Source organism: Marinicrinis lubricantis, from assembly GCF_042658665.1.
GTDB classification, from domain to species: domain Bacteria; phylum Bacillota; class Bacilli; order Paenibacillales; family KCTC-33676; genus Marinicrinis; species Marinicrinis lubricantis.
On sequence record NZ_JBHSQV010000032.1, the window covers coordinates 13,814 to 34,178 of the forward strand.

The 20,365-nt window shown below is 44.1% G+C and carries 22 protein-coding genes; 3 read left to right on the forward strand and 19 right to left on the reverse strand.

Going from position 1 to position 20,365, the window contains the following annotated elements; translation table 11 throughout:
• Positions 1-34 precede the first annotated feature (34 nt).
• Positions 35-1,489: a potassium/proton antiporter gene (locus ACFPXP_RS05050; RefSeq protein WP_379893003.1), complete on the forward strand. Its 1,455-nt coding sequence runs from the start codon at positions 35-37 to the stop codon at positions 1,487-1,489.
• Positions 1,490-1,551: 62 nt separating this feature from the next.
• On the opposite strand, the gene ACFPXP_RS05055 is transcribed toward ACFPXP_RS05050, so the two are convergent.
• The 11 genes from ACFPXP_RS05055 to ACFPXP_RS05105 all read right to left on the reverse strand — a co-directional run bounded on the left by ACFPXP_RS05055 (position 1,552) and on the right by ACFPXP_RS05105 (position 10,216).
• Positions 1,552-1,869, reverse strand: a complete 318-nt coding sequence (locus ACFPXP_RS05055) for a hypothetical protein (RefSeq protein ID WP_379893005.1) — start codon at positions 1,867-1,869, stop codon at positions 1,552-1,554.
• A gap of 306 nt (positions 1,870-2,175) precedes the next feature.
• Positions 2,176-2,430: a LexA family protein gene (locus tag ACFPXP_RS05060; protein ID WP_379893007.1), complete on the reverse strand. Its 255-nt coding sequence runs from the start codon at positions 2,428-2,430 to the stop codon at positions 2,176-2,178.
• Between the two features lie 202 nt (positions 2,431-2,632).
• Positions 2,633-3,457, reverse strand: coding sequence for a DUF2935 domain-containing protein (locus ACFPXP_RS05065; protein ID WP_379893009.1), 825 nt, complete (start codon positions 3,455-3,457; stop codon positions 2,633-2,635).
• Between the two features lie 61 nt (positions 3,458-3,518).
• The gene (locus tag ACFPXP_RS05070; protein WP_379893011.1) at positions 3,519-3,767 is read right to left on the reverse strand and encodes a DUF2164 domain-containing protein; all 249 of its coding nucleotides are present in this window, start codon (positions 3,765-3,767) and stop codon (positions 3,519-3,521) included.
• A 16-nt stretch (positions 3,768-3,783) separates the two neighbouring features.
• A complete protein-coding gene (locus ACFPXP_RS05075; protein WP_379893013.1) occupies positions 3,784-4,281 on the reverse strand; it encodes a GNAT family N-acetyltransferase in 498 nt (165 codons plus the stop codon).
• Between the two features lie 123 nt (positions 4,282-4,404).
• The gene (locus ACFPXP_RS05080; protein WP_379893015.1) at positions 4,405-4,620 is read right to left on the reverse strand and encodes a hypothetical protein; all 216 of its coding nucleotides are present in this window, start codon (positions 4,618-4,620) and stop codon (positions 4,405-4,407) included.
• 58 nt (positions 4,621-4,678) lie between these two features.
• Entirely contained in the window at positions 4,679-5,440 is a 762-nt protein-coding gene (locus tag ACFPXP_RS05085) for a GNAT family N-acetyltransferase (protein ID WP_379893017.1), read from the reverse strand.
• 52 nt (positions 5,441-5,492) lie between these two features.
• Positions 5,493-6,434: an MBL fold metallo-hydrolase gene (locus ACFPXP_RS05090; RefSeq protein ID WP_379893018.1), complete on the reverse strand. Its 942-nt coding sequence runs from the start codon at positions 6,432-6,434 to the stop codon at positions 5,493-5,495.
• Positions 6,435-6,592: 158 nt separating this feature from the next.
• Positions 6,593-7,894, reverse strand: a complete 1,302-nt coding sequence (locus ACFPXP_RS05095) for an ABC transporter permease (RefSeq protein ID WP_379893019.1) — start codon at positions 7,892-7,894, stop codon at positions 6,593-6,595.
• The gene (locus tag ACFPXP_RS05100; protein ID WP_379893020.1) at positions 7,894-8,598 is read right to left on the reverse strand and encodes an ABC transporter ATP-binding protein; all 705 of its coding nucleotides are present in this window, start codon (positions 8,596-8,598) and stop codon (positions 7,894-7,896) included. Before ACFPXP_RS05100 ends, ACFPXP_RS05095 begins: the two co-directional genes overlap by 1 nt.
• Before the next feature lie 148 nt (positions 8,599-8,746).
• Entirely contained in the window at positions 8,747-10,216 is a 1,470-nt protein-coding gene (locus tag ACFPXP_RS05105; protein ID WP_379893021.1) for a nicotinate phosphoribosyltransferase, read from the reverse strand.
• A gap of 341 nt (positions 10,217-10,557) precedes the next feature.
• Between ACFPXP_RS05105 and ACFPXP_RS05110 the strand changes: the two genes are divergently transcribed.
• Positions 10,558-11,118 (forward strand): RNA polymerase sigma factor, encoded by a 561-nt coding sequence (locus ACFPXP_RS05110; RefSeq protein WP_379893022.1) that lies wholly within the window; start codon positions 10,558-10,560, stop codon positions 11,116-11,118.
• A gap of 3 nt (positions 11,119-11,121) precedes the next feature.
• On the opposite strand, the gene ACFPXP_RS05115 is transcribed toward ACFPXP_RS05110, so the two are convergent.
• Genes ACFPXP_RS05115 through ACFPXP_RS05125 form a run of 3 tightly spaced genes read right to left on the reverse strand, consistent with a single transcriptional unit; the run spans position 11,122 to position 14,926 of the window.
• A complete protein-coding gene (locus ACFPXP_RS05115; RefSeq protein WP_379893023.1) occupies positions 11,122-12,228 on the reverse strand; it encodes a GerAB/ArcD/ProY family transporter in 1,107 nt (368 codons plus the stop codon).
• A gap of 24 nt (positions 12,229-12,252) precedes the next feature.
• Positions 12,253-13,353, reverse strand: coding sequence for a Ger(x)C family spore germination protein (locus ACFPXP_RS05120; protein ID WP_379893024.1), 1,101 nt, complete (start codon positions 13,351-13,353; stop codon positions 12,253-12,255).
• The gene (locus tag ACFPXP_RS05125) at positions 13,346-14,926 is read right to left on the reverse strand and encodes a spore germination protein (RefSeq protein ID WP_379893025.1); all 1,581 of its coding nucleotides are present in this window, start codon (positions 14,924-14,926) and stop codon (positions 13,346-13,348) included. The genes ACFPXP_RS05120 and ACFPXP_RS05125 overlap by 8 nt, the downstream gene beginning before the upstream one ends.
• A gap of 163 nt (positions 14,927-15,089) precedes the next feature.
• On the opposite strand from ACFPXP_RS05125, the gene ACFPXP_RS05130 reads away from it, so the two are divergent.
• A complete protein-coding gene (locus ACFPXP_RS05130) occupies positions 15,090-16,253 on the forward strand; it encodes an iron-containing alcohol dehydrogenase (RefSeq protein WP_379893026.1) in 1,164 nt (387 codons plus the stop codon).
• A 95-nt stretch (positions 16,254-16,348) separates the two neighbouring features.
• Here the strand turns inward: ACFPXP_RS05130 and ACFPXP_RS05135 are convergent, their stop codons facing one another.
• The 5 genes from ACFPXP_RS05135 to map all read right to left on the reverse strand — a co-directional run bounded on the left by ACFPXP_RS05135 (position 16,349) and on the right by map (position 20,356).
• A complete protein-coding gene (locus ACFPXP_RS05135; protein ID WP_379893027.1) occupies positions 16,349-17,344 on the reverse strand; it encodes a ketoacyl-ACP synthase III in 996 nt (331 codons plus the stop codon).
• 177 nt (positions 17,345-17,521) lie between these two features.
• Complete coding sequence (locus tag ACFPXP_RS05140) at positions 17,522-18,349, reverse strand: VanW family protein (protein WP_379893028.1); 828 nt, start codon at positions 18,347-18,349, stop codon at positions 17,522-17,524.
• 114 nt (positions 18,350-18,463) lie between these two features.
• Positions 18,464-18,889, reverse strand: a complete 426-nt coding sequence (locus tag ACFPXP_RS05145; RefSeq protein WP_379893136.1) for a DMT family transporter — start codon at positions 18,887-18,889, stop codon at positions 18,464-18,466.
• 57 nt (positions 18,890-18,946) lie between these two features.
• On the reverse strand, positions 18,947-19,522 hold the full coding sequence (lepB, locus tag ACFPXP_RS05150) for a signal peptidase I (RefSeq protein ID WP_379893029.1): 576 nt from the start codon (positions 19,520-19,522) through the stop codon (positions 18,947-18,949).
• Positions 19,523-19,606: 84 nt separating this feature from the next.
• Positions 19,607-20,356, reverse strand: a complete 750-nt coding sequence (gene map / locus ACFPXP_RS05155; protein ID WP_379893030.1) for a type I methionyl aminopeptidase — start codon at positions 20,354-20,356, stop codon at positions 19,607-19,609.
• Positions 20,357-20,365: the final 9 nt, after the last annotated feature.

Here is a 20,365-nt window from a genome sequence, read left to right on the forward strand (position 1 = left end):
CTCAATCGCATACAAGTTGAAAAGGTGGTGTTCTATGAATTTTAATACCGACGACGCTATTCTTTTGTTCGCCGTCTTACTGATCATTGGCGTATTAACCACCAAATTTTCCAGCAGGCTGGGTATGCCATCCCTTGTGCTATATATTGTGGTCGGCATGGTTTTAAGCCGATTCATTTATTATGACAATGCGCAGCTCACACAATTATTTGGTATTTTAGCGCTCATCGTTATTCTATTCGAAGGTGGAATGCAGACGAAATGGAAGCAGGTCAAGCCGGTAATTGCTCCTTCCATTTCGCTTGCAACACTGGGTGTTCTATTCACGACGCTTACAATCGGATTTTTCGCCAAATATATTTTAGGCTTAAGCTGGGTTGAAGGTCTTTTGTTTGGTGCCATTGTCGGTTCTACAGATGCGGCAGCCGTCTTTGCCGTCCTGGGAAATAAAAACATAAAAAAACGGATCACAAGCACACTTGAAGCCGAATCCGGAACGAATGATCCCATGGCTGTATTTTTAACCATTGCATTAATTGAATGGATTCAAAATCCTGATGCAGCGTTCCTCTCTCTCTTATTCAGCTTTATTTTACAAATGGGAGTAGGACTCATTGCGGGAATCGTCTTCGGTAAGATTGCAGTATGGAGCATCAACCGTATTAATCTCGACTCTTCTGGTCTTTACCCTGTACTTGCAATGGCTTTCGCCGTCCTTACTTACAGCTCAACCGCATTATTACACGGATCGGGATTATTAGCGGTATATATTATGGCCCTCATTTTCGGAAACGCTGATGTCACATATCGGCATTCCATTTTCCGCTTCAATGAAGGCTTTGCCTGGATGATGCAAATATTAATGTTTATCCTGCTGGGATTGCTCGTATTTCCACATGAGTTGACCGAAATTGTTGGAGAAGGTCTCATCCTATCTTTCCTTCTGATGTTCATTGCCAGACCGATTGGGGTATGGATCAGCACATTATGTATGGGCTTCAACATGAAGGAGAAAGTACTAATCTCTTGGGCAGGTCTTAGGGGCGCCGTTCCAATCGTTCTTGCGACCTATCCACTGACAGAAGGCTTAGAAAACGGGCAATTGTTCTTTAATGTCGTATTCTTCGTCGTGTTCACTTCCGCTTTGATTCAAGGAGCTACCATCTCTCCACTCGCTGATAAGCTTGGTCTGGCAGGTGAAGCGAAACAACAGGTACCTTACACGTTAGAGCTGGTATCGATCGGTAAAACAAATTCGGAGATGGTCGAGGTTCAGATTGAAGCACTTGCACCTGTAGTGGATAAAGCGATTCACGAGATCAAACTGCCGCACGACTCACTCATTTCAGCTATTGTACGCGGCGAACAGCTTATAACCCCTAGAGGAGACACGGTTCTTAGAGAAGGAGATATTCTGTATATGATTGTATCAAAACAATCTCGAGATGAAGCGAAATTGATTTTTGCCGCAGCTGATTCCGATTCGTAAATATGAAATGTATAAAGGTCCTGCTCCACAGATTACTGTGATAGCGGGACCTTTTCGTATTCTTATTGATATGATTGGGGCTGTCTTTGCATTTGATATTGCGATTGTGCCGTCATCGATTGAACACTTTGCTGAAGCTGATTGCAGACGTTAGCCGCCATGCTCATTTGTTGAATCGCTTGCTGATGTCCGTTCAGAGCCATTTGGATATTTTGAACTGCTTGTCTTTCTTTTCTGGACAGTTCCTCCAAAATTTGTGCATTTTGCTGCTCCTGTTGAAGCATTTGCTGATACATGCGGCTTGCTTGTTCCGTCTGCTGAATCAATTGATGCAGCATTTGTTCACATTGAGCAATTTGCTGATTCACATTTTGGTACATACATATCCTCCTAGTTTTGGAAAAGGTGCATTTGGATTTACAGTTGTATTATTCCGTGCTTCAGTGAAAATATTCCATCCTTCAGCATATTCATCGATTTTACTGATCCGAATCGGCAGTTGAACAAGCTTCATGACATCGTAGATCGCACCAAATGATACATGTTTATCGTTTAAAGATGTCATTACAGAGAAGGATATCCTTACGTAATCTATGCTCCCTGTACATTCACCTAAATTCGTCATCCCGCATATCTTAATATACAAAAGAAAACCCCAATTCTATGGGGTTTTCCATTCTTTCAATTTAATCTCTTGTTGCGCTGACCGAATCCAGCCACTTAATCTTAGGTGAGACATGATTGTCCCATTCCACATACCCTTCCTGTTTAAGAAGCGTGACATGTCTAGATAACGTATTATAAGAACGAATTCCAGTGATTTGCTTAATATCTTCTATCGTTGGATCATCAAGATGCTGTTTACGATACTGCAAAATCGCCCGAGCGATCTGTATCCTTTTTTGCTCACCTTTCGTACTAGGTCGGGGGCCCCCGTCCATAACCTCACTCCTTTTCCTACTGGAAAAAATCTAGAACTGTTAATATTATTTTAAGAGGTTCTATATCTAATGTCAAAAGAAGGACATGATCCTATTCCCGAAGAAACGATAGAAAGTGCCTATCCATGCGTTGAAATTGAAGGAAAATAATGCCGTGTCACGTGAAAACGCTTTACGTGAAGTTGAAGTCAAGCAAATCGCTTCATTTCAACAAAGAACTGCCCACTCTCGGCTTCGTCGGATCACAATTGGGATCTGGGATGATTCCGAGCTGGGACAGCTTTTTCAAATAATAGCATTCCTCTCTGAACATATGATCCGGCATCAGTGGATGAATTCGATCCAAAGCTTCATTCTTTAGCTGCATTTCCTCTAGTTCCTGCAGGAAACTCATAAATAAACGGATTTCCAATTCCGCATCTCTATTAAATTTCTGCAGCGCGGGAAAATGACGAAGGCCTGTTCTCAAATATCCCGCCAATTCGGTGGCCTTTAAGTAGTAACCTTCAAAATGTTTAGCGAATTCATCACTGCTTAGGATCAGCTGTTTTTCCGTCAAATCAAAATCCGATTTCAGTGAAGCCGCGTGTCCTGCCGCATCCAAAAGCCACAGCATATGATGATGCAGCGGATGATATTTCGGTACAGGTTTTCCTTCAAGCAGGGCAATCAAGATGCGTACATATTCCTCGAGCTCGTTGAGCATATGATTGATAAACGTCGGCGGAAGCATGATCTGCACCTTTCCTTCCAGAAGCTCAGCAAGCAGCTTCTTTTTAAACTGCTCCAGAATGCGCGTCTGCTTCAATGCCTCTTGTGTCAATGACTTTAGCTCTTCACCGGAAACGCCTCTTCGTGCGGTCTCCAGCAGGCTATCAAATCGTTCCATGAGCTGAGTTGCCGTACGAATATGATCCGTTTCTTGTGGAGAGAGCGTATTGTAAATGAATCGGGTATGATCCCCGAGAATTTGCAGCCAAAAACGATGTTCAAATAGTGCCTCGTTCCATTCATGTTTGATAGTCAAGAAGATACCTCCCCTTCATGATCTAACAAAATGTATGTGCATCATATATAAAATATGTTAATCATCTCGTTTTCGGCTTTTCCAAAGTATACAATTCGTCTTCCAGCGCCAACATCTTCTCTTGAATGACTTTACGGCAATCCTGTACAGCATAGTTATATAAAATTGGACCTAGCGTTTGCATCTGTGCTTCCATAATTTGTTCTGCCGCAATCATACCAAATTCAATGCCGTGCTCTACCTGAAAGTATGTCTGAATTTCTCGTATGACTGCATCCTTTTCTTCCTTGCTTAATTTCAAACGAAACAATTGAAACCCCTCCCTTTTATTTCCCAAACTCATCTATACGCTTAAACATGAGGATATCGTCAACATATTTCCCATTAATGAAAAACTCGTCAATCAATCTGCCTTGAATCTTAAAACCGCATGCTTGATAAAACTTGATTGCCGTATGATTCGTAGCAAGAACTCGCAAAGACATCTTTGTTTTCCCGTGCTGTCTCGCCCACACGGCCGCAGACTGCAGCAGCTTTTTACCAATCCCCTGTCTGCGGACGCTCGGATCTACGCCTAGAGACACCTCTATGACGTGCTGATTGGAGAGCAGCGGCGTCGGATAGCGAAAGCCCACATAACCGCACACTTTACCGTGAAAGGCCGCAACGATCTGAGTCCCCGGTGGATGCATCTGTGCATAAGCTTGCGCCGAATTCCAGTATAGGGGACCGGGGGCGTTGTCCGTATTCCAAATCATGTGATCCAGCGCTACAAGAGCAGGGATATCCTCCGGAATCGACAGCCGGATTTGAACATCTGTCAATTTACGATCCTCCTTTACATCGTTATACCCATGTATCGTTATACATTTATCGGTGCCGTCGAACTTTCTTGAACCTGGTCAAATCCTGCGCTTGCCCGGGAAATGCTATTTCCCGCATTTCTATTATTCATCCGACTGCTTCCAAGGCCAGAAATCAAGACCATATGTACGTATCAAATACATATACATCGCAGTGCCTGAAATGAGACTTACAAACAAGGACATGAGAATACACTCTTTCCAATCAAACGCTTTGGAAAAGTAGGTTAAGAGAAAGGTAAGCAGCATACAGATCGTTTCTGTTACTGCCGTAATTATCAATATTCGGCTTTTCGTCATACGTTTTAAACTCCTTCAAAAAGCTAAGTGTATGTGAGGGAAGCGTATAAAATTCCATTCACAACAAGGACTCCAACTCTGAACATTTCTTCCTGCGATACCAATACGTATAAATTTCACGGTAGCCAATCTTCTCATAGAGCGCTTCTGCGGGCCTATTTTGTTTGACAACAAGGATATAGCTTTGCTTCGCACCCATCTGCTTCGCCCATTTCAGTATATGTAGAATGAGCTGCATTCCGAAGCCTTGATTTCGGTAAGAGCTGTCTGTGACGATATCATATAACCCGACCATACCTTGATCCAATACTCCTATCCCGCAGGAAACGGGGACCGAACGGCAGTATAAGGTGAAGAAACCCTTCACGAAATAAGAATTCGCTGCAATGTACCTTGTTGTCTCTTGATCCTCTTCAGTTAAGCCATTCATTCTCCCCATGGTACTCAGCCACTCGGCGGAGAGATGTTGTTCCATCTGAATTTCTTGGTGACTTGGCTCCAAGACGTCTGACAGATCTAATATTTGTACACTCGAAGGATCTACAACTGCATATCCCTCCCGATCCAAAATGCCGTCCAAATTCCCTGGCTGAACGAACGGAGTCACTTTGAAAACAGTGTCTAACCCACAGCGAACATAAGCACGTTCACAATAATGAATTTTACGAATGATGTCTGTCTCAATTCCCGAATAGATTGGACTAACGGAATTGGATCTTTTGGTGTAACCTTTCGCAAAACGCAGAAGCCATCCATCATGACAAAACGATTGCAAAACAGGCCAAGCATTGAGTGAATGCTCCTCAATAAATTTGTACATCTATCGCACCATCCCTCAGAAAGAATAAATATACAAATTATATAATATATATTCAATTCTCGGCAATTGTTTTACCGTTTTGAGTACATAAGGTTTCACCGTGCTCCAGAATCTTCAATTCTTTCGGTTCCAGATTTTCTTGCTTCCATGCCGCTTTTAAACGATCCAATGCTTCCTTCGGTGTATCGTCTGCCAGTCGAAATGCGCCGTAGTGCATCGGGATGAACATTCTAGCTCCCGTATCAATATACGCCTGTACGGCCTCCTCAGGACTTACATGCTGCATCTTCATAAACCATTCCGGTTCATATGCGCCAATAGGAATCAGTGCAATGTCGATATCAAATCGGCTTCCAATCTCCTTAAAACCTCGAAAATACCCGCTGTCGCCAGCAAAATAAATGCATTCTCCATGATGGCGGATGATCCAGCCACCCCACCAAGATCGATTCGTATCTGTAAGTGTTCGCTTCGTCCAGTGCTGTGCAGGTACAAAATAAAACTCCACACCTCCGACTGCTGTCGAATCCCACCAGCCATACTCCTCTGTTGGTTCGAAACCTTTTTTACGAAAACTCCGTTTTAAGCCTTCAGGAACAAGGTAACGAGGATTCCCATTCAACTTGCGCAGCGTTGGGTAATCCAGGTGGTCATAATGACTGTGCGATATTAATACGACATCCACCGGCGGCAGGTCTTTCAAGGGAATTCCCGGTGGCGCTAGTCTACGCTCGAACCCCATTCGATTAGCCCATACAGGGTCGGTTACAATATTCAATCCTCCGATTTGTATAAAAAAAGTACTGTGACCGATCCAGGTGATTGTCGTCTCCGCTTGGTTCGAGTGCAGCAGATCCAGTTCAACTCGTTCACATCTAGGTATCACGAATGATAAATCCTTAACTTTCGCTTTCCTTTCTTTCCTCCACTGGATCATATCCTTCATACTTGTTGTATTATTTACTTGATCCATGTTCTCATAACGTTTTCGCATCGGATTCGAATCCCCTCGGCTGAATGATTAATCTACTTCTTTCATTGTACCTCCTTGGTTATTCTTTTCAAGAGGAAGCCATCTTCTACACTATACTGCTGAAAAGACACAAAAGCCCCGATTGTGCATATGCATCCAATCAAGGCTTTTCCAAGTTGTTAAATATCTCTTCGGAGAGCTTTCAATACATCGATTTTCGTTGCTTTCACAGCCGGCCGCATACCTGAGAGCACGGCGACGATGAAGCTGATTCCCACACAAATGAGCGTTAAGCTTAAAGGGATATCTGAGAATATGAGGCCCTCAGGCGGCTTCGTATCCAAAAACTCTCGCATCATCAAAGGGAATGCTGCATTGACCGCCATACTGATTCCATAAGAAACAATTGTCCCTATGCACGCCCCAATCAACCCGATCGTACCGCTCTCGATGAGGAATATACGCTTGATGGTCCGAGGATGAGCGCCAATGGCTTTCATAATGCCGATCTCCTGCGTTCTCTCGGTTACTGCCATCGTCATGGTGTTATATATTCCAATGGAAGCTATAATCACGGCAATCGTTCCTACAAAAATGAGCCCAATCTTCATAATAAGAAATATGCTGTTGATTTCCTTCATTTCGTTCACAATCGAGTATGTGCTGTAGCTGCGATCATCAAGCTGTTTTGTAATATGCTTCACGTTCTCCACATCGTCCGCATAGATATTCACTCGATCATATGCCGTATTTTCAATGACCGCGGACTGCTCCTCCAGTTCTACCTCCGGGGAAACCGAGATCAGATAGCTGTCGATTGCTGATAATGTAGATTCGCTCAAATAAATCGTGTGGTCTTGCAAATACTCCCTTGAAGGTTTCGTTAACACGCCCGCAACCTTCAAATTGAACACGGTATGCTCTCTAACTTCGCTTTCATCGTCTGTGTATTCCCCAAATACCACCAATTGTATTGGTTTACCAACCAATTCATCGATCTCGTCAATTTGTTGCTGCTGTATTAGTTGATCTGCAAAATGATAGCCTACCCATATTTCGTCCCCATCACTCGGAAGACCTCCCGCTTCTAACTCTACCGTTCCGTTCAGTTCCGAAGGAAAATCAACACTCACGGCCGATCCTGTTAACGTCACATCTCCAACCTGAGATTCAATTTCCGCTGACACACCTTTTCGTCTAGTAACAGACTTCACATCCTCCAACGATTCGAACCACTTCACATCTTCTCGCGTTAATTCATGATATGTGCCCTCTTCTATTCTTCCATACACTTCAATTTCCGTTAGCAGTGAATCCTCCGTGACCTCCGAGACAACCGATTTCTGCAATCCAAATCCGACCGAAGCCAAAACAATCAGAAAAGAACAGCCCATCGCAGCAGCAAGTACCGTCATAAAGATTCGAGAACGGTTTTTCTTCATGTTTTGCCGGACAAACCGGAATTGATCTTTCCATTTCATTACGAAATCACCTCCTGCTCTTCCGTTAGACCTGCGATCTGACCATTTTTCAGCAGGACAGTACGATGCGCAATAGAAGCGACTTGCTCATCATGCGTAATCATCAAGAAGGTGATTCCGTGCTGTTCGTTCAGTTCCCGGATCAATTGGAGGATCTGAAGTTCGTTTTCTGTATCCAAGCTTCCCGTAGGTTCATCTGCAAGAATGAGCCGAGGCTCTAGCACTAATGCTCTTGCAATCGAAATTCTTTGCTGCTGCCCCCCCGAAAGTTCTCCGGGGTAATGTTCTGCGTATTCGAGCATGCCTAGACGCTGCAGAAGTTCGTCCACCTTTTGCTTGCGCTTTGGTTCGGTCCAACCCTTCAAGGTTAATGGCAGCTCTACATTCTCAAACGCCGTCATGCTTGGAATCAATTGGAAGCTCTGAAACACAAACCCCATATGCTCTAATCTAAAATTCGCCCACTGACCTTCATTAAAATGAGAAACCCTAGTATCTTGTATCCATATTTCACCTTCGGAAGGAGCCATATAACCTGCGATCAAATTGAGCAAAGTCGATTTTCCTGATCCGCTCCTTCCAACGATCGCAACAATCTCTCCAGCACCAACTTCTAAATCAATATGCTGAAGCACCGGGACACTTCGTTCCCTGCCTTTCTTTCCAATTCGAAACTCATGGCTCAACTGTTCTATACGTATCAACGTTGTCCCTCCGTTTTTTTCTATTCATGAAAGTACAACGATTCCCATACGCAAAAAGTTGGCAAATAAATAAACAGCCCATCTCTGCTGACGAAAACGACTGCAAACAAAAGACTGTTTCGTCATATGGCGGATTTTTTAATATGGATTATTCTTCCCCGTGCGACGGATCATCCTTCTCCGTACGGTGCTCCTCGATCATTTTCATTTTCAATAAATAAGCCTTCTCACTTAAGCTGACCTTATAAATTTCAGGATTCAGCTGACGTGTATATTCAGGCCAAAACATCTGAAGCTGGGCCTGATGATGCGAACGAATTTCATCCAGCTGAGGCAAATCATACACTAGCTTGCCGTCCCGGTAGATGTCACGAAGCAAGGATACGGCATGATATCTTTTGATTCCTTTCGAGATGAACGGATACGTAGGATGATACAGCTTGATGGGTTTACTCTCTTCGACGTCCTGTTCGTCGATCAAGGTCATATAATCGGCAATCGCCTTATTCGTCTTTGGATCGAAAATCCGATACAGCTTTTTCTTACCGGGATTTGAAATTTTCTCCGGGTTTCCGGAAATTTTTATCGCGGGTACGAGCTTCCCATTCGACTCACGGGCAACCAGCTTGTAGACTCCGCCCAAAGCAGGCTGATCATAGGCGGTAATCAGCTTCGTACCTACCCCCCATGTATCAATCTTGGCCCCTTGCGCCTTCAAATTCAGTATCGTCGCTTCGTCCAAATCATTCGAGGCGACAATCTTCACATCAGTTAAACCGGCTTCATCAAGCATTTTACGTGCTTCGATCGATAGATATGCAAGATCGCCGCTGTCCAAGCGAATACCTTTTAACTGCTTTCCCTGTTGTTTCATCATGAGACCGACCTGTATCGCATGAGGGACCCCGCTTCGCAAAGTATCGTACGTATCTACCAGCAGCACGACATGGTCCGGCATCGCTTTGGCAAAGCGTTCGAACGCTTCCAGCTCCGATTCGTGGTCCTGCACCCAAGAATGGGCGTGTGTACCGCTGACAGGGATTCCGAACTTCATACCGGCAAGCACATTGGAGGTTCCATCGAATCCTGCCACATAAGCGGCACGTGTCCCCCATAATGCGGCATCCTCTTCATGGGCTCGGCGTGAGCCAAATTCCAGGAAGGTGTCCTGCGGGGATACTTGTTTAATGCGCGAAGCTTTCGTCGCGACTAACGTCTGATAATTGATAAAGTTTAAAATAGCTGTCTCAATGAGCTGTGTTTCAAAAATCGTCCCCTCTACTCGGACGAGCGGCTCGCTCGGAAATACGAGCGTCCCTTCTTCTACGGCAGAAATGCTGCCGCTGAAGTGAAATTTCTTCAATTCTTGCAAAAAGGACTCAGGATAATTCTCGGGCTGCGTTCGCAAAAAATCGATCTCTTCATCCGTAAAATGAAGCTGTGAAATGTAGTCGATAATTCTTTCCAGCCCTGCAAAAACGGCATAGCCATTCCCAAAAGGAAGACTGCGAAAATATACTTCAAAGACCGCTTTTTGTTCATGCGTTCCGTTCACCCAATGGGCAAACATCATATTGATCTGATATTTATCTGTGTGAAGCGCAGATATTCGTTCCACCAAAACCACTCCTCGTGCTGTCGCAGATCCCCAGTGTCACCTTTCTGCGATGGGTATATGTATGATTATGTGAATTTTGCAACACTTGTCAAGCATACTCCAAAAGGAAGAACGATTCAATTCATTTTCCATAAGTTGTACGTCAGTCTAGCAGATAAAGCTGATGTTTGAATTCATTGACCAATATCGCTTTCGCAAAACTCGTAAAGTCTTCGTTGAATGTAATAAATGCGCCTAATTTTTGTAATGATTAGCATGACCATGCTATAATGAATGTTCATGATTTCATCATTTTACTATATTTTACAACTATTATACATGCATGGAAGAAGGATTTTTTCATGAAAACTGATTTATTGCTGCTCACGAAGCACGACTTCTCCGCTCTCTCTCCATCCGAGCAAAGGCAATTGTATGAGACTTTTTATCATTTGGTTTATGGATATATATTTTACTTGCTGAATGATCACTTGGAGGCCGAAGACATTATCCAAGAGTCTTTTCTGAAAACCATCCTAAAGGCGCCGATGGTGAAGGAGGAGAGCCAGCTCATTGCTTGGATTCGAACGGTAACGAGAAATCTCGCCTTTGATTACTTAAGAAAAAACAGACATCATCGTCATGTCCCCGATCTGGAGTCGATTCTCCCTTTAGAGCACCTCTCAACTTCCGCTGAACAGGTAGAACAGGAGGTAGAGACGGAGCAATTGAAGCAGCTGATCTTAGATCACCTTGCGAATGCCAATCCTGATCACCGTACGCTCATTGAACTCCGATGGAAGTATGGGTTGTCTTATAAACAAATGGCCAGTGCAATGGAAACGAGTGAAAACAAAGTGAAGCAGCGATTGCATCGTGCAAGACAGAACATCCGCAAGAAATTGAAGAACGATTGGGGATGAGCCTCAATTTCTTTCTTTTCGGTAGATGAGCCATTTTCTTTTGGCCAACACCAGAACAAACAACAACGGTATGTATACAAACACCAGCCAAAACCCAAATTCCGAGAAAACATCAACAAATATCGAGATCTCGACCCTTTCATTTAACCACATAGCCAGTAAAAAAAGGGCAGCCAACATAAAGATGAAACTCACCTTCATTCGTAAACCGAATACCTTTTTTATTCCTCTGCCAGCACTCCATAAAGCAAGACAGATATTCGGCATCACGGTCAGCAGCCAGATGGAGACCGCGATGTATTCAAATCGTTGAATGAAAGGTACTTCAATAATTTTCACCATCGTCAAGGTAGGCCATATCGTGTGTGAGAGCTGCCCGCTGCTGAAATATGCGAAAGTCAGCACAACGAGCAGTGCATACATCAGCGTGCAGACCCCAACGGACAAATGGGCCCACTTCAATGCTCGCTCCGCTTTTTTAATATAAGGATAATACATGAGCAGCACCTCAAAGCCTAAGTATTCGAAAACCAACACTCGCATTGAGATCAGCTGATCGGTCACCGAATGATTCATCAACGGCAGCAAATTGCTGAAATTCGCGTAATGGAAAGGATAAATAAATAAAAGCAGCAGCCCCCAGATCGGAATGAAAACACCCCAAAAGCATATTCCAACGATTGTTCGGAATCCTCCAGCCAACACATAATAAATCAATGGAATCAGTATAATACTGGTCTGCCAAGTTTTCATCGTCGGAAACATCCATACCTGTACAATCTCGATATATGCTCTATAAATGTTAAAGGCGCCGACAAAAAAATACATACAGAAACATAAGGTGAGCGCCCCTCCAATCCACTTGCCAAATAACCAACGATGAATTTCTGTAATATCCTTTTGTTCTTGCTTTAATACATAAAATATCATTCTAATGATGATGTGTACTACGATGCCAAGAAGCACGACAGCAATCCATGAATCATATCCTGCTCCAATTAGCAAAGATCTTTGAAATGCAAGGATACCCATGCCGATGATCATCGAGGTGGTGATATAAAAAACAAAAAACGGGGAAACCTGAAATCGTTCACCCACCTGATTATTCATTTCAGGTTCCTCCTTCCGAATCGCCTATTCTCCGACACCAGTCTGTAATATATTGACGTTCACCGATACGTGAAATTGTACCTCTGGATACATCTCAGCATATTGCTTCGGATTCCAGCTGCGTACCTTCGCCCTAAATTTTGCACCGATCCCGACAGGATCTACTTTCAGCTGTTGGCAAAGCTTAAGCAATTTGACCGTTTCTTCCTCAAAGTGTTCTTCGAACTTCTTTTCGATCCAGTTGATGTTGTCTTCTTGCGTTAAATTAAGCCATGTGGGGGAATCTTTAATTTTGGCGTCAATTTCAATCATGATATCCATCAACGGACGTTCATCCGGGCGGTTTATTTGAAGTTTAGACTTCGAATTCAAGTTTTGCAGCAATACGTACCCGGTCTGATTTTCGCGCTTTAGATGTACTTGATAGCGACCACCTTTTGTTTCGTTGAGCAGCAGCTTGAGAATAAATGCCTGCCTTAAATTAATCGTTGAGACCAGCTTGTCTTTTTTGAACAAAGCCAACCCGTCTAATTTAACCGCATTTCCTTCTGCAATTAAGTACGGAAGATAGGAATCCATACCTTCTCCGTAGTAGTGGTACAAAAAAATGTGCAAATTATTGGCCGGTATGTTTTGATTCTTAATATTATGCTCGATTAATTGCGACAGATGGAACGGATCGTTCAGTTTTTGTACAGCCATCAAAATTTGCTCTGCCTTTTGTTCCGCCACAGCCAGATGGAGCCGTGTTCCTATGACGGGATCTCGCACCATACTGTTTACAACCGTATTAATGCCCTCCTCAGCGAATTCCTTGCCAAATATGACGCTTTTTAGCTGTCCTTGCTCAATCGGCATGGAGGATTTTGAATTCAGCCTGGGAAGAATGTCATAATTCGAGGCGGAAACCGTTGACAATATATTGACCTTCACATTTCCCTTTTCTTGATAAGTCGGATAAAGCGCAGTTCCTACATACTCTGTATCCTTCTTATCGTAGCCGAGAGTATTGGCTAATTGGATTTTGTCAACCAATTTATTCGAGGTGCATCCGCTTAAGGCGACAATCATTATCAATAACAAAAGACACAACCTCATCAACCGGTCCCCCCCCCGACTATTCATCAATATCCTTTTTTTGACCTGCCTCGCGCTTGCTGTACTTCCATTTACTTTTCGGTCTCGAATAACTAGGTCTGCCTGCGTTATGCGGTAGAGATAAGCGAATGAGCGAATCCTTGAAATCTCCGGCACGAAATGGGTAAAACGGAAGCATATAGGGAGTTCCCAATGATTCAAGGCGCATGAGGTGAACGAACATGAATATGATCCCCATCACGATTCCTAACCCGCCCCATAAGGAAGCCAGCAAAATAAACGGAAAACGAAGAAAACGAATTGTATTGGACATTTTATAAATCGGTGTTGTAAAAGAAGCCAATGCGGCCAAAGCAACGATGATTAACAAAATGTTACTGGTTAATGCCGCTTCTACGGATGCTTGACCAATGACGATACCTCCAACGATACCTAACGTTTGGCCGACCTTCGTTGGCAAACGGGAACCCGCTTCCCGCAGCAGTTCAATCGTAATTTCCAGGAACAGCGCTTCGAACACCGGCGGGAATGGCACATTCGCCCGTGAATAGATGATAGGACCCAGCAAGTCCTCCGGGATCATTTCGTAATGAAAGGTAAGCACCGAGATATAGATCGATGTTGCAAGGATGGAAAAAAACACGCCGAAGATCCGTATAATGCGCAAAAAGGATCCAATGATCCAAGGCAAGTAATAATCCTCGGGCGTTGAGAAAAAGTCTAGAAGAGTCACGGGTCCGGAAATAGCATAAGGCGATCCGTTCGCCATCACTGATACTTGACCATTGACGAGCGAATAAATGACGCGGTCCACCCTCTCTGTGGTAAGAAATAGCGGAAAAGGTGTGTTGCTGTTATCGGCTACGAGTTGATCCAGCAGCGATGTATCCATTAAATGGTCGAACTCGATATTTTCCAATCGATTCAGCATCGTATTCACATGCTGCGGGTTCGTAATATTCTCCACATAAAGAAGAGCGACGCGAGTTTTGGATTGGCTGCCAACCGTTAGTTCGCGTACCACGAACTTATTTGTGCTCATTTGCTGACGGATTAAGTGCAGATTCACATCCAGATTCTCTACCAGCCCGATCTTCGGACCGACGACGCTGTACTCATTCTCGGTATTATTGTCCTTGCGCAGCCCCAAATTATCATTCGCTGCATTAATCAGTGCACAAACTTTATCTCCTTCGTTTAACTGTAAGACGATATAGCCCTTCAGCATCTTTTCGCCGATCGTTTGGAGATTATCCGTAATTACAATATTAGGAATAGGCAAATGCTGCTTTACTTCTGCAATATGATGGAAGTGATGAGCCTTTAAGCCGCCTTCCTTAAACACTTTCATAATGTATTCCTTGTATATGCGATCATCAATCATTGAATTATAGAACGAAGCAATAAGTCTTCCCTTATCATTTGAAATCGATGTTTGTACAAAGTCGGAAGATCGCTTGGCTTGTTCAATCAATTCATAAACGGATTTATAGGCAGGCGAGAATTGCCCTTTATTCTCATCCTGACGACTCGCTTCTTGATGATGTTTCGCCTCAAGCTTCACCTTCGATTTTGATTTTCGCCTTTTAATAAAAATCATGGTCATCTCTCCATGCTCTGCCATCTTTTACTCTTTAGCATGTGAAAATAGAAACAGCTTATACATTCAGCCTCGGATACATTTTTTCTTCTCAAATTTGGAATGTCTTCGAAAAAGGTTTAATATGAAAGGAGAAACTGCTTGTCAGAAAGGATGATCTCACATGATGCCATTTACATTTCATAATCCAACTAAACTGATTTTTGGTGATGGACAGTTGGAACAGCTGGAGAAAGAAGTTCCGATGTACGGTAAAACCGTACTGATGGTGTACGGAGGAGGGAGTATCAAAGCAAACGGTCTTTACGACCGCGTCCTTCAACATTTAAATCGCATTCAAGCAGCGGTATACGAATTGCCGGGCGTTGAGCCGAATCCAAGAGTTTCAACAGTTCGCAAGGGTGTGCAGCTTTGCAAAAACCATCAAGTTGATCTCATCTTAGCCGTCGGAGGCGGAAGTGTCATCGATTGCTGTAAGGCCATTGCTGTCGGAGCAAAGACCGAAATTGATGTTTGGGATATCATCACTCGCAAAAGTGAAGCGAAGGATGCACTTCCAATCGGCACCATTCTTACACTTGCTGCGACGGGCTCTGAGATGAACTCTGGTTCCGTTATCACCAATTGGGAGACGCAGGAAAAAATCGGCTGGGGCAGTCCTTTAGTATTTCCGCGGTTTTCCATTCTCGAGCCCAAAAATACAGTCAGTGTCCCTGAAAATCAGACCGTATACGGTATTGTAGATATTATGTCGCACGTCTTTGAGCAGTATTTTCGCCATACGGATAATGTGAAGCTGCAGGATCGATATTGCGAAGGACTGCTGCGAACCGTTATCGAAACTGCACCTCAGCTTATGAAGGATTTAAACAATGCTAAGTATCGAGAAACGATCTTGTACTGTGGAACGATGGCGCTGAATGGAACGATCAGCATGGGCGCCGGTGGTGATTGGGCTACACACAATATTGAACACGCGGTATCTGCTGTGTATGATATCCCGCATGGCGGCGGACTGGCTATCTTATTCCCGAACTGGATGAAGCACGTCATGGATGAAGGCTTAGATCGTTTTAAGCAATTCGCGGTTAGAGTGTTTGATATTGATCCAACAGGTAAAACGGATCGAGAGGTTGCACTGCAAGGCATTGAGGCGCTCCGCAGCTTCTGGAACTCCATCGGTGCACCTTCCCGTTTGGCCGATTATGATATCGATGAATCCAAATTCGATGCCATGCTTGATCATGCGATGGCGAACGGACCGTTTGGCCACTTTAAAAAACTGGAGCGCGAAGATGTCCGTGCAATCTACACAGCTTCACTATAATTCCATGTAGTAATGTAGAAATTAGAAAACTCCATCTCTGCTGTACAGCAGAAATGGAGTTTTTATCATGAAATCTTTTCCTCTTTCATACTTGCTTAACCTTTCCATCGAATCATTAAAGCAGCCTGAACGAGACCCCCTCCAAAGCCATAGAGCATCATCAGGTCTCCATCCTTCACCTTGCCATCGTCCAACCCTTTAAGTATCGACAGAGGTATCGTTGCCGCAGAGGTGTTTCCGTAATATTCAAGGCTGTAGAGTGTTTTATCAAAAGGCATGCCGCTCTTTTCACAAATCGATTCGATCATCCGAAGATTGGCACTGTGAGGTACGAACCAACTGACATCGTCCATCTTGAAACCAGTCTGATCTAGAAGCTTGGACATTCCCTCGGGTACGGTCGTCACCGCCCACTTATACACTTCTCTTCCGTTCTGATAAATGAGTCCATCGAATTCCATTTTTTCGCCTGCAAGTGTATTGGATAGGCCGCTCCGGTAAACATGCTTCGCGCCGCCGCCGTTAGAATATAAATATGAACCAAAAATCCCCGGCTCATCCGTATACTCGACGAGTGCGGCTCCTGCACCATCACCGAACAATATACAGGTGCTCCGATCCTCGTAATTGGTTACCTTCGAGAGCGTCTCCGCTGCAAAAACGATAATTTTGTGGTGCAAACCGGAAGTAATCAGGCCTGCCGCCATATGTATTGCATATGTAAAGCCCGCACATGTCGCATTCAAATCGATTGCGCCTACCTGAGGAAGATTCAACCGATCCTGCAGCAAAGCAGCCGTGCTGGGAAAGGCATAATCGGGAGTTGACGTACTGACCAATATCATGTCCACATCCGATAGGTCACAGTGATATCTGGCGATCATATCTTCTGCTGCCCGGACACACATATCGGAGGTAAACTCCTGTTCCGACGTAATTCTTCGCTCCTTCATCCCCGTTCGCGTAGTAATCCACTCATCATTCGTATCGACTAACCGTTCCAAATCGTCGTTGGTTAATATCTTCTCCGGAACATAACCTCCGATCGCCGTTATAGATGCGGTGAGTTTCGCCGTAATGTGATTGTGCATTCCTTGCATTCTCCTCTCTCTTAAGCAACCAATCTATTTCAATTGGACATTTCCGTTTCGATTTATCCTTCATCATCTTAACAAGAGAACGGATATGAAATCAAATCATTCCGTAAGCAGCGTACATTTTCTCATCTATTATTCATACATATTTGGATTTCCCAATTCCATTCCTATTCACTGTCCCTCCCGATTCTGAAGTAATGGAGAATACATCATAAGCGCGTGGTTCTCCGTCACATACTCATCATCCAAGATTTCCCCTGCCAGGTTATATACGTATCGGTGGATCCTATTATGCCTCACATAGCCGCCCCAAGACTCTGCGGTAATACGGTGTTCCTTCTCATACACTTCGAAGTGGTAGAAAGGTTTCTGAGAACATCTCCATTCCCCTACAAGATGTGTGTCTGTCAAATACAAGTGAAGCTGATACACCGAGCTAACCCGATTATCAATCTGCAGATCCAAATAATTATAGGCACATGTTGCCCCGCTGCCGAAGGGCTGAGTTCGAGATGAATCTGGGAATACATCATAGCTGTGACGATAGCGTTCATGAATCGTAAGCGGCGTGTGAAGGGTCATCCAGTAGATGAGGTTGGACAGCTGGCACAGCCCACCGCCTATTCCTTCTTTGAAAGTGCCGTAAAATAGAACCATCCCTTTTTGATAACCCTTTCTTTTGGAAGGTCGGCCAATCTGTCTCCAATAGGAAAACCTTTCACCAGGCTGTATGAGAAGTCCGTTTAATCGTCCAATCGCCAGCGATAAATTAGCGACCTTTCCTCGCTGCAATCTCATGTCAACATCTTTAAGCTTCCGGTACAACGGAGTTTCGTGGCGGAATACGACAAAAGGAAGCATGTCTTGCGATCTCATCCTGGCATATCGGTTTCCTCCTGTGTACCAATGCAGGTATCTCTTCCATGTGTAATACATCTTCCCCAACCTGATACGAAAAGGCGAACGTTTCTTTGGTTTCAAAGATGCATTCAATCTCATGAGCCATTCCCCTCCATATAAGAAGTAGCCATGGTATTCATCATTCCGGTGCAATGAACCGAAAAAAGCAAACATCCCCTATTCGTCAGGGGATGCTGTCGCTCAGGAAGCCATTTATTTTTTATAAAACAATATCAATGCCGCTCCTAGGCAGACAAGTCCTGCCGCACGGCGCCAATCGATTGGTATATGTTTCCCGCTAATCAATCCGTAGTGATCAATCAATGTACTGGCGGCCATTTGACCGAAAATAATCGCTAGAATCGTCGTTGCTACACCGAGCTTCGGAGTCATCGTTACACTGATAAACACGTATACCGCTCCCAGCAAGCCCCCAGTCAGCTGCCATTTGGGCAGATTCAACACATGCAGCGGATTGCCTTTTCCTAAAAAGATCATACATAGAAAAAGTGCCACCGTACCGATTAAAAAAGATACGAATGACGCTTCGATCGAACCAACCTGCTTGCCCATCATCCCATTAACGCCTGCCTGAACGGCAATGCATATACCTCCAATGACGGCAAACAGCATATACATCAAGCTCACATTTTCACCTTCTGTTGTTATGTTGATCGGATATGATTATGAAATTATTCAATCAATACTACCAAATTCGCTGAGCGGCCATATTCGAAATATAACTCTCCCTTCAATATCATCCTCATGAATCGGACCCAGCGCTCGGCTGTCCAAGCTAATTTGCCGATTGTCACCCAACACGAAATAATGATCTTTCGGCACAGTGTATGGAACTGTCATTCCATTCGGATACGTAACGCCTTTGGCATACGGCTCTTCCAGCTGCTCGTCATTTACATATACGTTTCCATCCTTCATATCAATCACGTCGCCAGGCAAGCCGATTACTCGCTTCACTAATCGATGCTCATACTCCGAACCGCTGATTATGACAACATCACCCTGTTTTGGATTTTGGAAATAATATGTAATTTTGTCCTCTATTAATCGCTGGCCTTCGAACAACGTGTTTTGCATCGAATCTTGTTCGACTTGTGTTTGTGCCACGGCGTAATTTTGAATCAGGATAGCAATGATGAAGGCGGCGGCAATCGAGATGACCCATTCCTTAACTTCCTTCCAGATTTTTGGTGTTTCCCGTTTTACACTCTGGTCATCGACATTCAATTCCGTTAACTGCTTCTCATCCATCACTACTCTCTCCTTATAGCTGGGCTATGGTTATATCAAATACCAAAACATTTTTTCAGGCAGGATGTCCCTGCCTGATCGATTCTAATCCGCTGACGTCGTAATAATCGGCTCATCCTCTGTAATGATGATCGTATGCTCGAATTGAGCGACAAAGCTTTGATCCGGCAGCTTTAACGTCCAGCCATCCGGCATTTCAATTACGTAATCCGCTCCGGTGGATAAGAATGGCTCAATCGTTACAACCTGCCCTTGTTTAAAGCGGCGCTTTTCATGGGGATCATAATAATGGACAATTTGCTGAGGCTCTTCATGCAGTGACTTTCCAATGCCGTGACTGCACAAATTTTGAATCACGTTATAACCACCCTTGTGAGCTTCCTGTTCGATCAATCGTCCAACCTCATTCAACTTCGTCCCTGCTTTAATGGAGCGTATAACCTTCATCATCGTTTGCTGCGTATAATCACACAGCTTTACAATTTCAGAGTTCCCTGGAGACAAGACGAACGAATATCCCGAATCACCGTAATAACCGTCGAATTCTGCGGAAACATCAATATTGACCAAATCACCAGCCTTCAGGATCCGGTCCCCGGGTATTCCATGTGCCACCTCTTGATTCACACTGATGCAGGTTGCACCTGGAAAATCATAAGTCACTTTCGGTGCAGATTTCGCTCCATGCTCATTCAGAAAACGTTCCCCGATCTCATCCAGCTCACGCGTCGATATTCCGGCTACGGCATGCTTCTTCATTTCCTGTATGGTGAGGGCAACGATACGCCCAATTTTTTTTAACCCGTCAATATCTTGCTGTGTTTTCACGATCATAAAGCTTCC

Coding starts and splice junctions, on each gene's coding strand:
- ACFPXP_RS05050 (WP_379893003.1), top strand. CDS start 35: ATGAATTTTAATACCGACGACGCTATTCTTTTGTTCGCCGTCTTACTG.
- ACFPXP_RS05055 (WP_379893005.1), bottom strand. CDS start 1,869: ATGTACCAAAATGTGAATCAGCAAATTGCTCAATGTGAACAAATGCTG.
- ACFPXP_RS05060 (WP_379893007.1), bottom strand. CDS start 2,430: ATGGACGGGGGCCCCCGACCTAGTACGAAAGGTGAGCAAAAAAGGATA.
- ACFPXP_RS05080 (WP_379893015.1), bottom strand. CDS start 4,620: ATGACGAAAAGCCGAATATTGATAATTACGGCAGTAACAGAAACGATC.
- ACFPXP_RS05085 (WP_379893017.1), bottom strand. CDS start 5,440: ATGTACAAATTTATTGAGGAGCATTCACTCAATGCTTGGCCTGTTTTG.
- ACFPXP_RS05090 (WP_379893018.1), bottom strand. CDS start 6,434: ATGCGAAAACGTTATGAGAACATGGATCAAGTAAATAATACAACAAGT.
- ACFPXP_RS05095 (WP_379893019.1), bottom strand. CDS start 7,894: ATGAAATGGAAAGATCAATTCCGGTTTGTCCGGCAAAACATGAAGAAA.
- ACFPXP_RS05110 (WP_379893022.1), top strand. CDS start 10,558: ATGAAAACTGATTTATTGCTGCTCACGAAGCACGACTTCTCCGCTCTC.
- ACFPXP_RS05115 (WP_379893023.1), bottom strand. CDS start 12,228: ATGAATAATCAGGTGGGTGAACGATTTCAGGTTTCCCCGTTTTTTGTT.
- ACFPXP_RS05120 (WP_379893024.1), bottom strand. CDS start 13,353: ATGAATAGTCGGGGGGGGGACCGGTTGATGAGGTTGTGTCTTTTGTTA.
- ACFPXP_RS05125 (WP_379893025.1), bottom strand. CDS start 14,926: ATGATTTTTATTAAAAGGCGAAAATCAAAATCGAAGGTGAAGCTTGAG.
- ACFPXP_RS05130 (WP_379893026.1), top strand. CDS start 15,090: ATGATGCCATTTACATTTCATAATCCAACTAAACTGATTTTTGGTGAT.
- ACFPXP_RS05135 (WP_379893027.1), bottom strand. CDS start 17,344: ATGCACAATCACATTACGGCGAAACTCACCGCATCTATAACGGCGATC.
- ACFPXP_RS05140 (WP_379893028.1), bottom strand. CDS start 18,349: ATGAGATTGAATGCATCTTTGAAACCAAAGAAACGTTCGCCTTTTCGT.
- ACFPXP_RS05145 (WP_379893136.1), bottom strand. CDS start 18,889: ATGTATATGCTGTTTGCCGTCATTGGAGGTATATGCATTGCCGTTCAG.
- lepB (WP_379893029.1), bottom strand. CDS start 19,522: ATGGATGAGAAGCAGTTAACGGAATTGAATGTCGATGACCAGAGTGTA.
- map (WP_379893030.1), bottom strand. CDS start 20,356: ATGATCGTGAAAACACAGCAAGATATTGACGGGTTAAAAAAAATTGGG.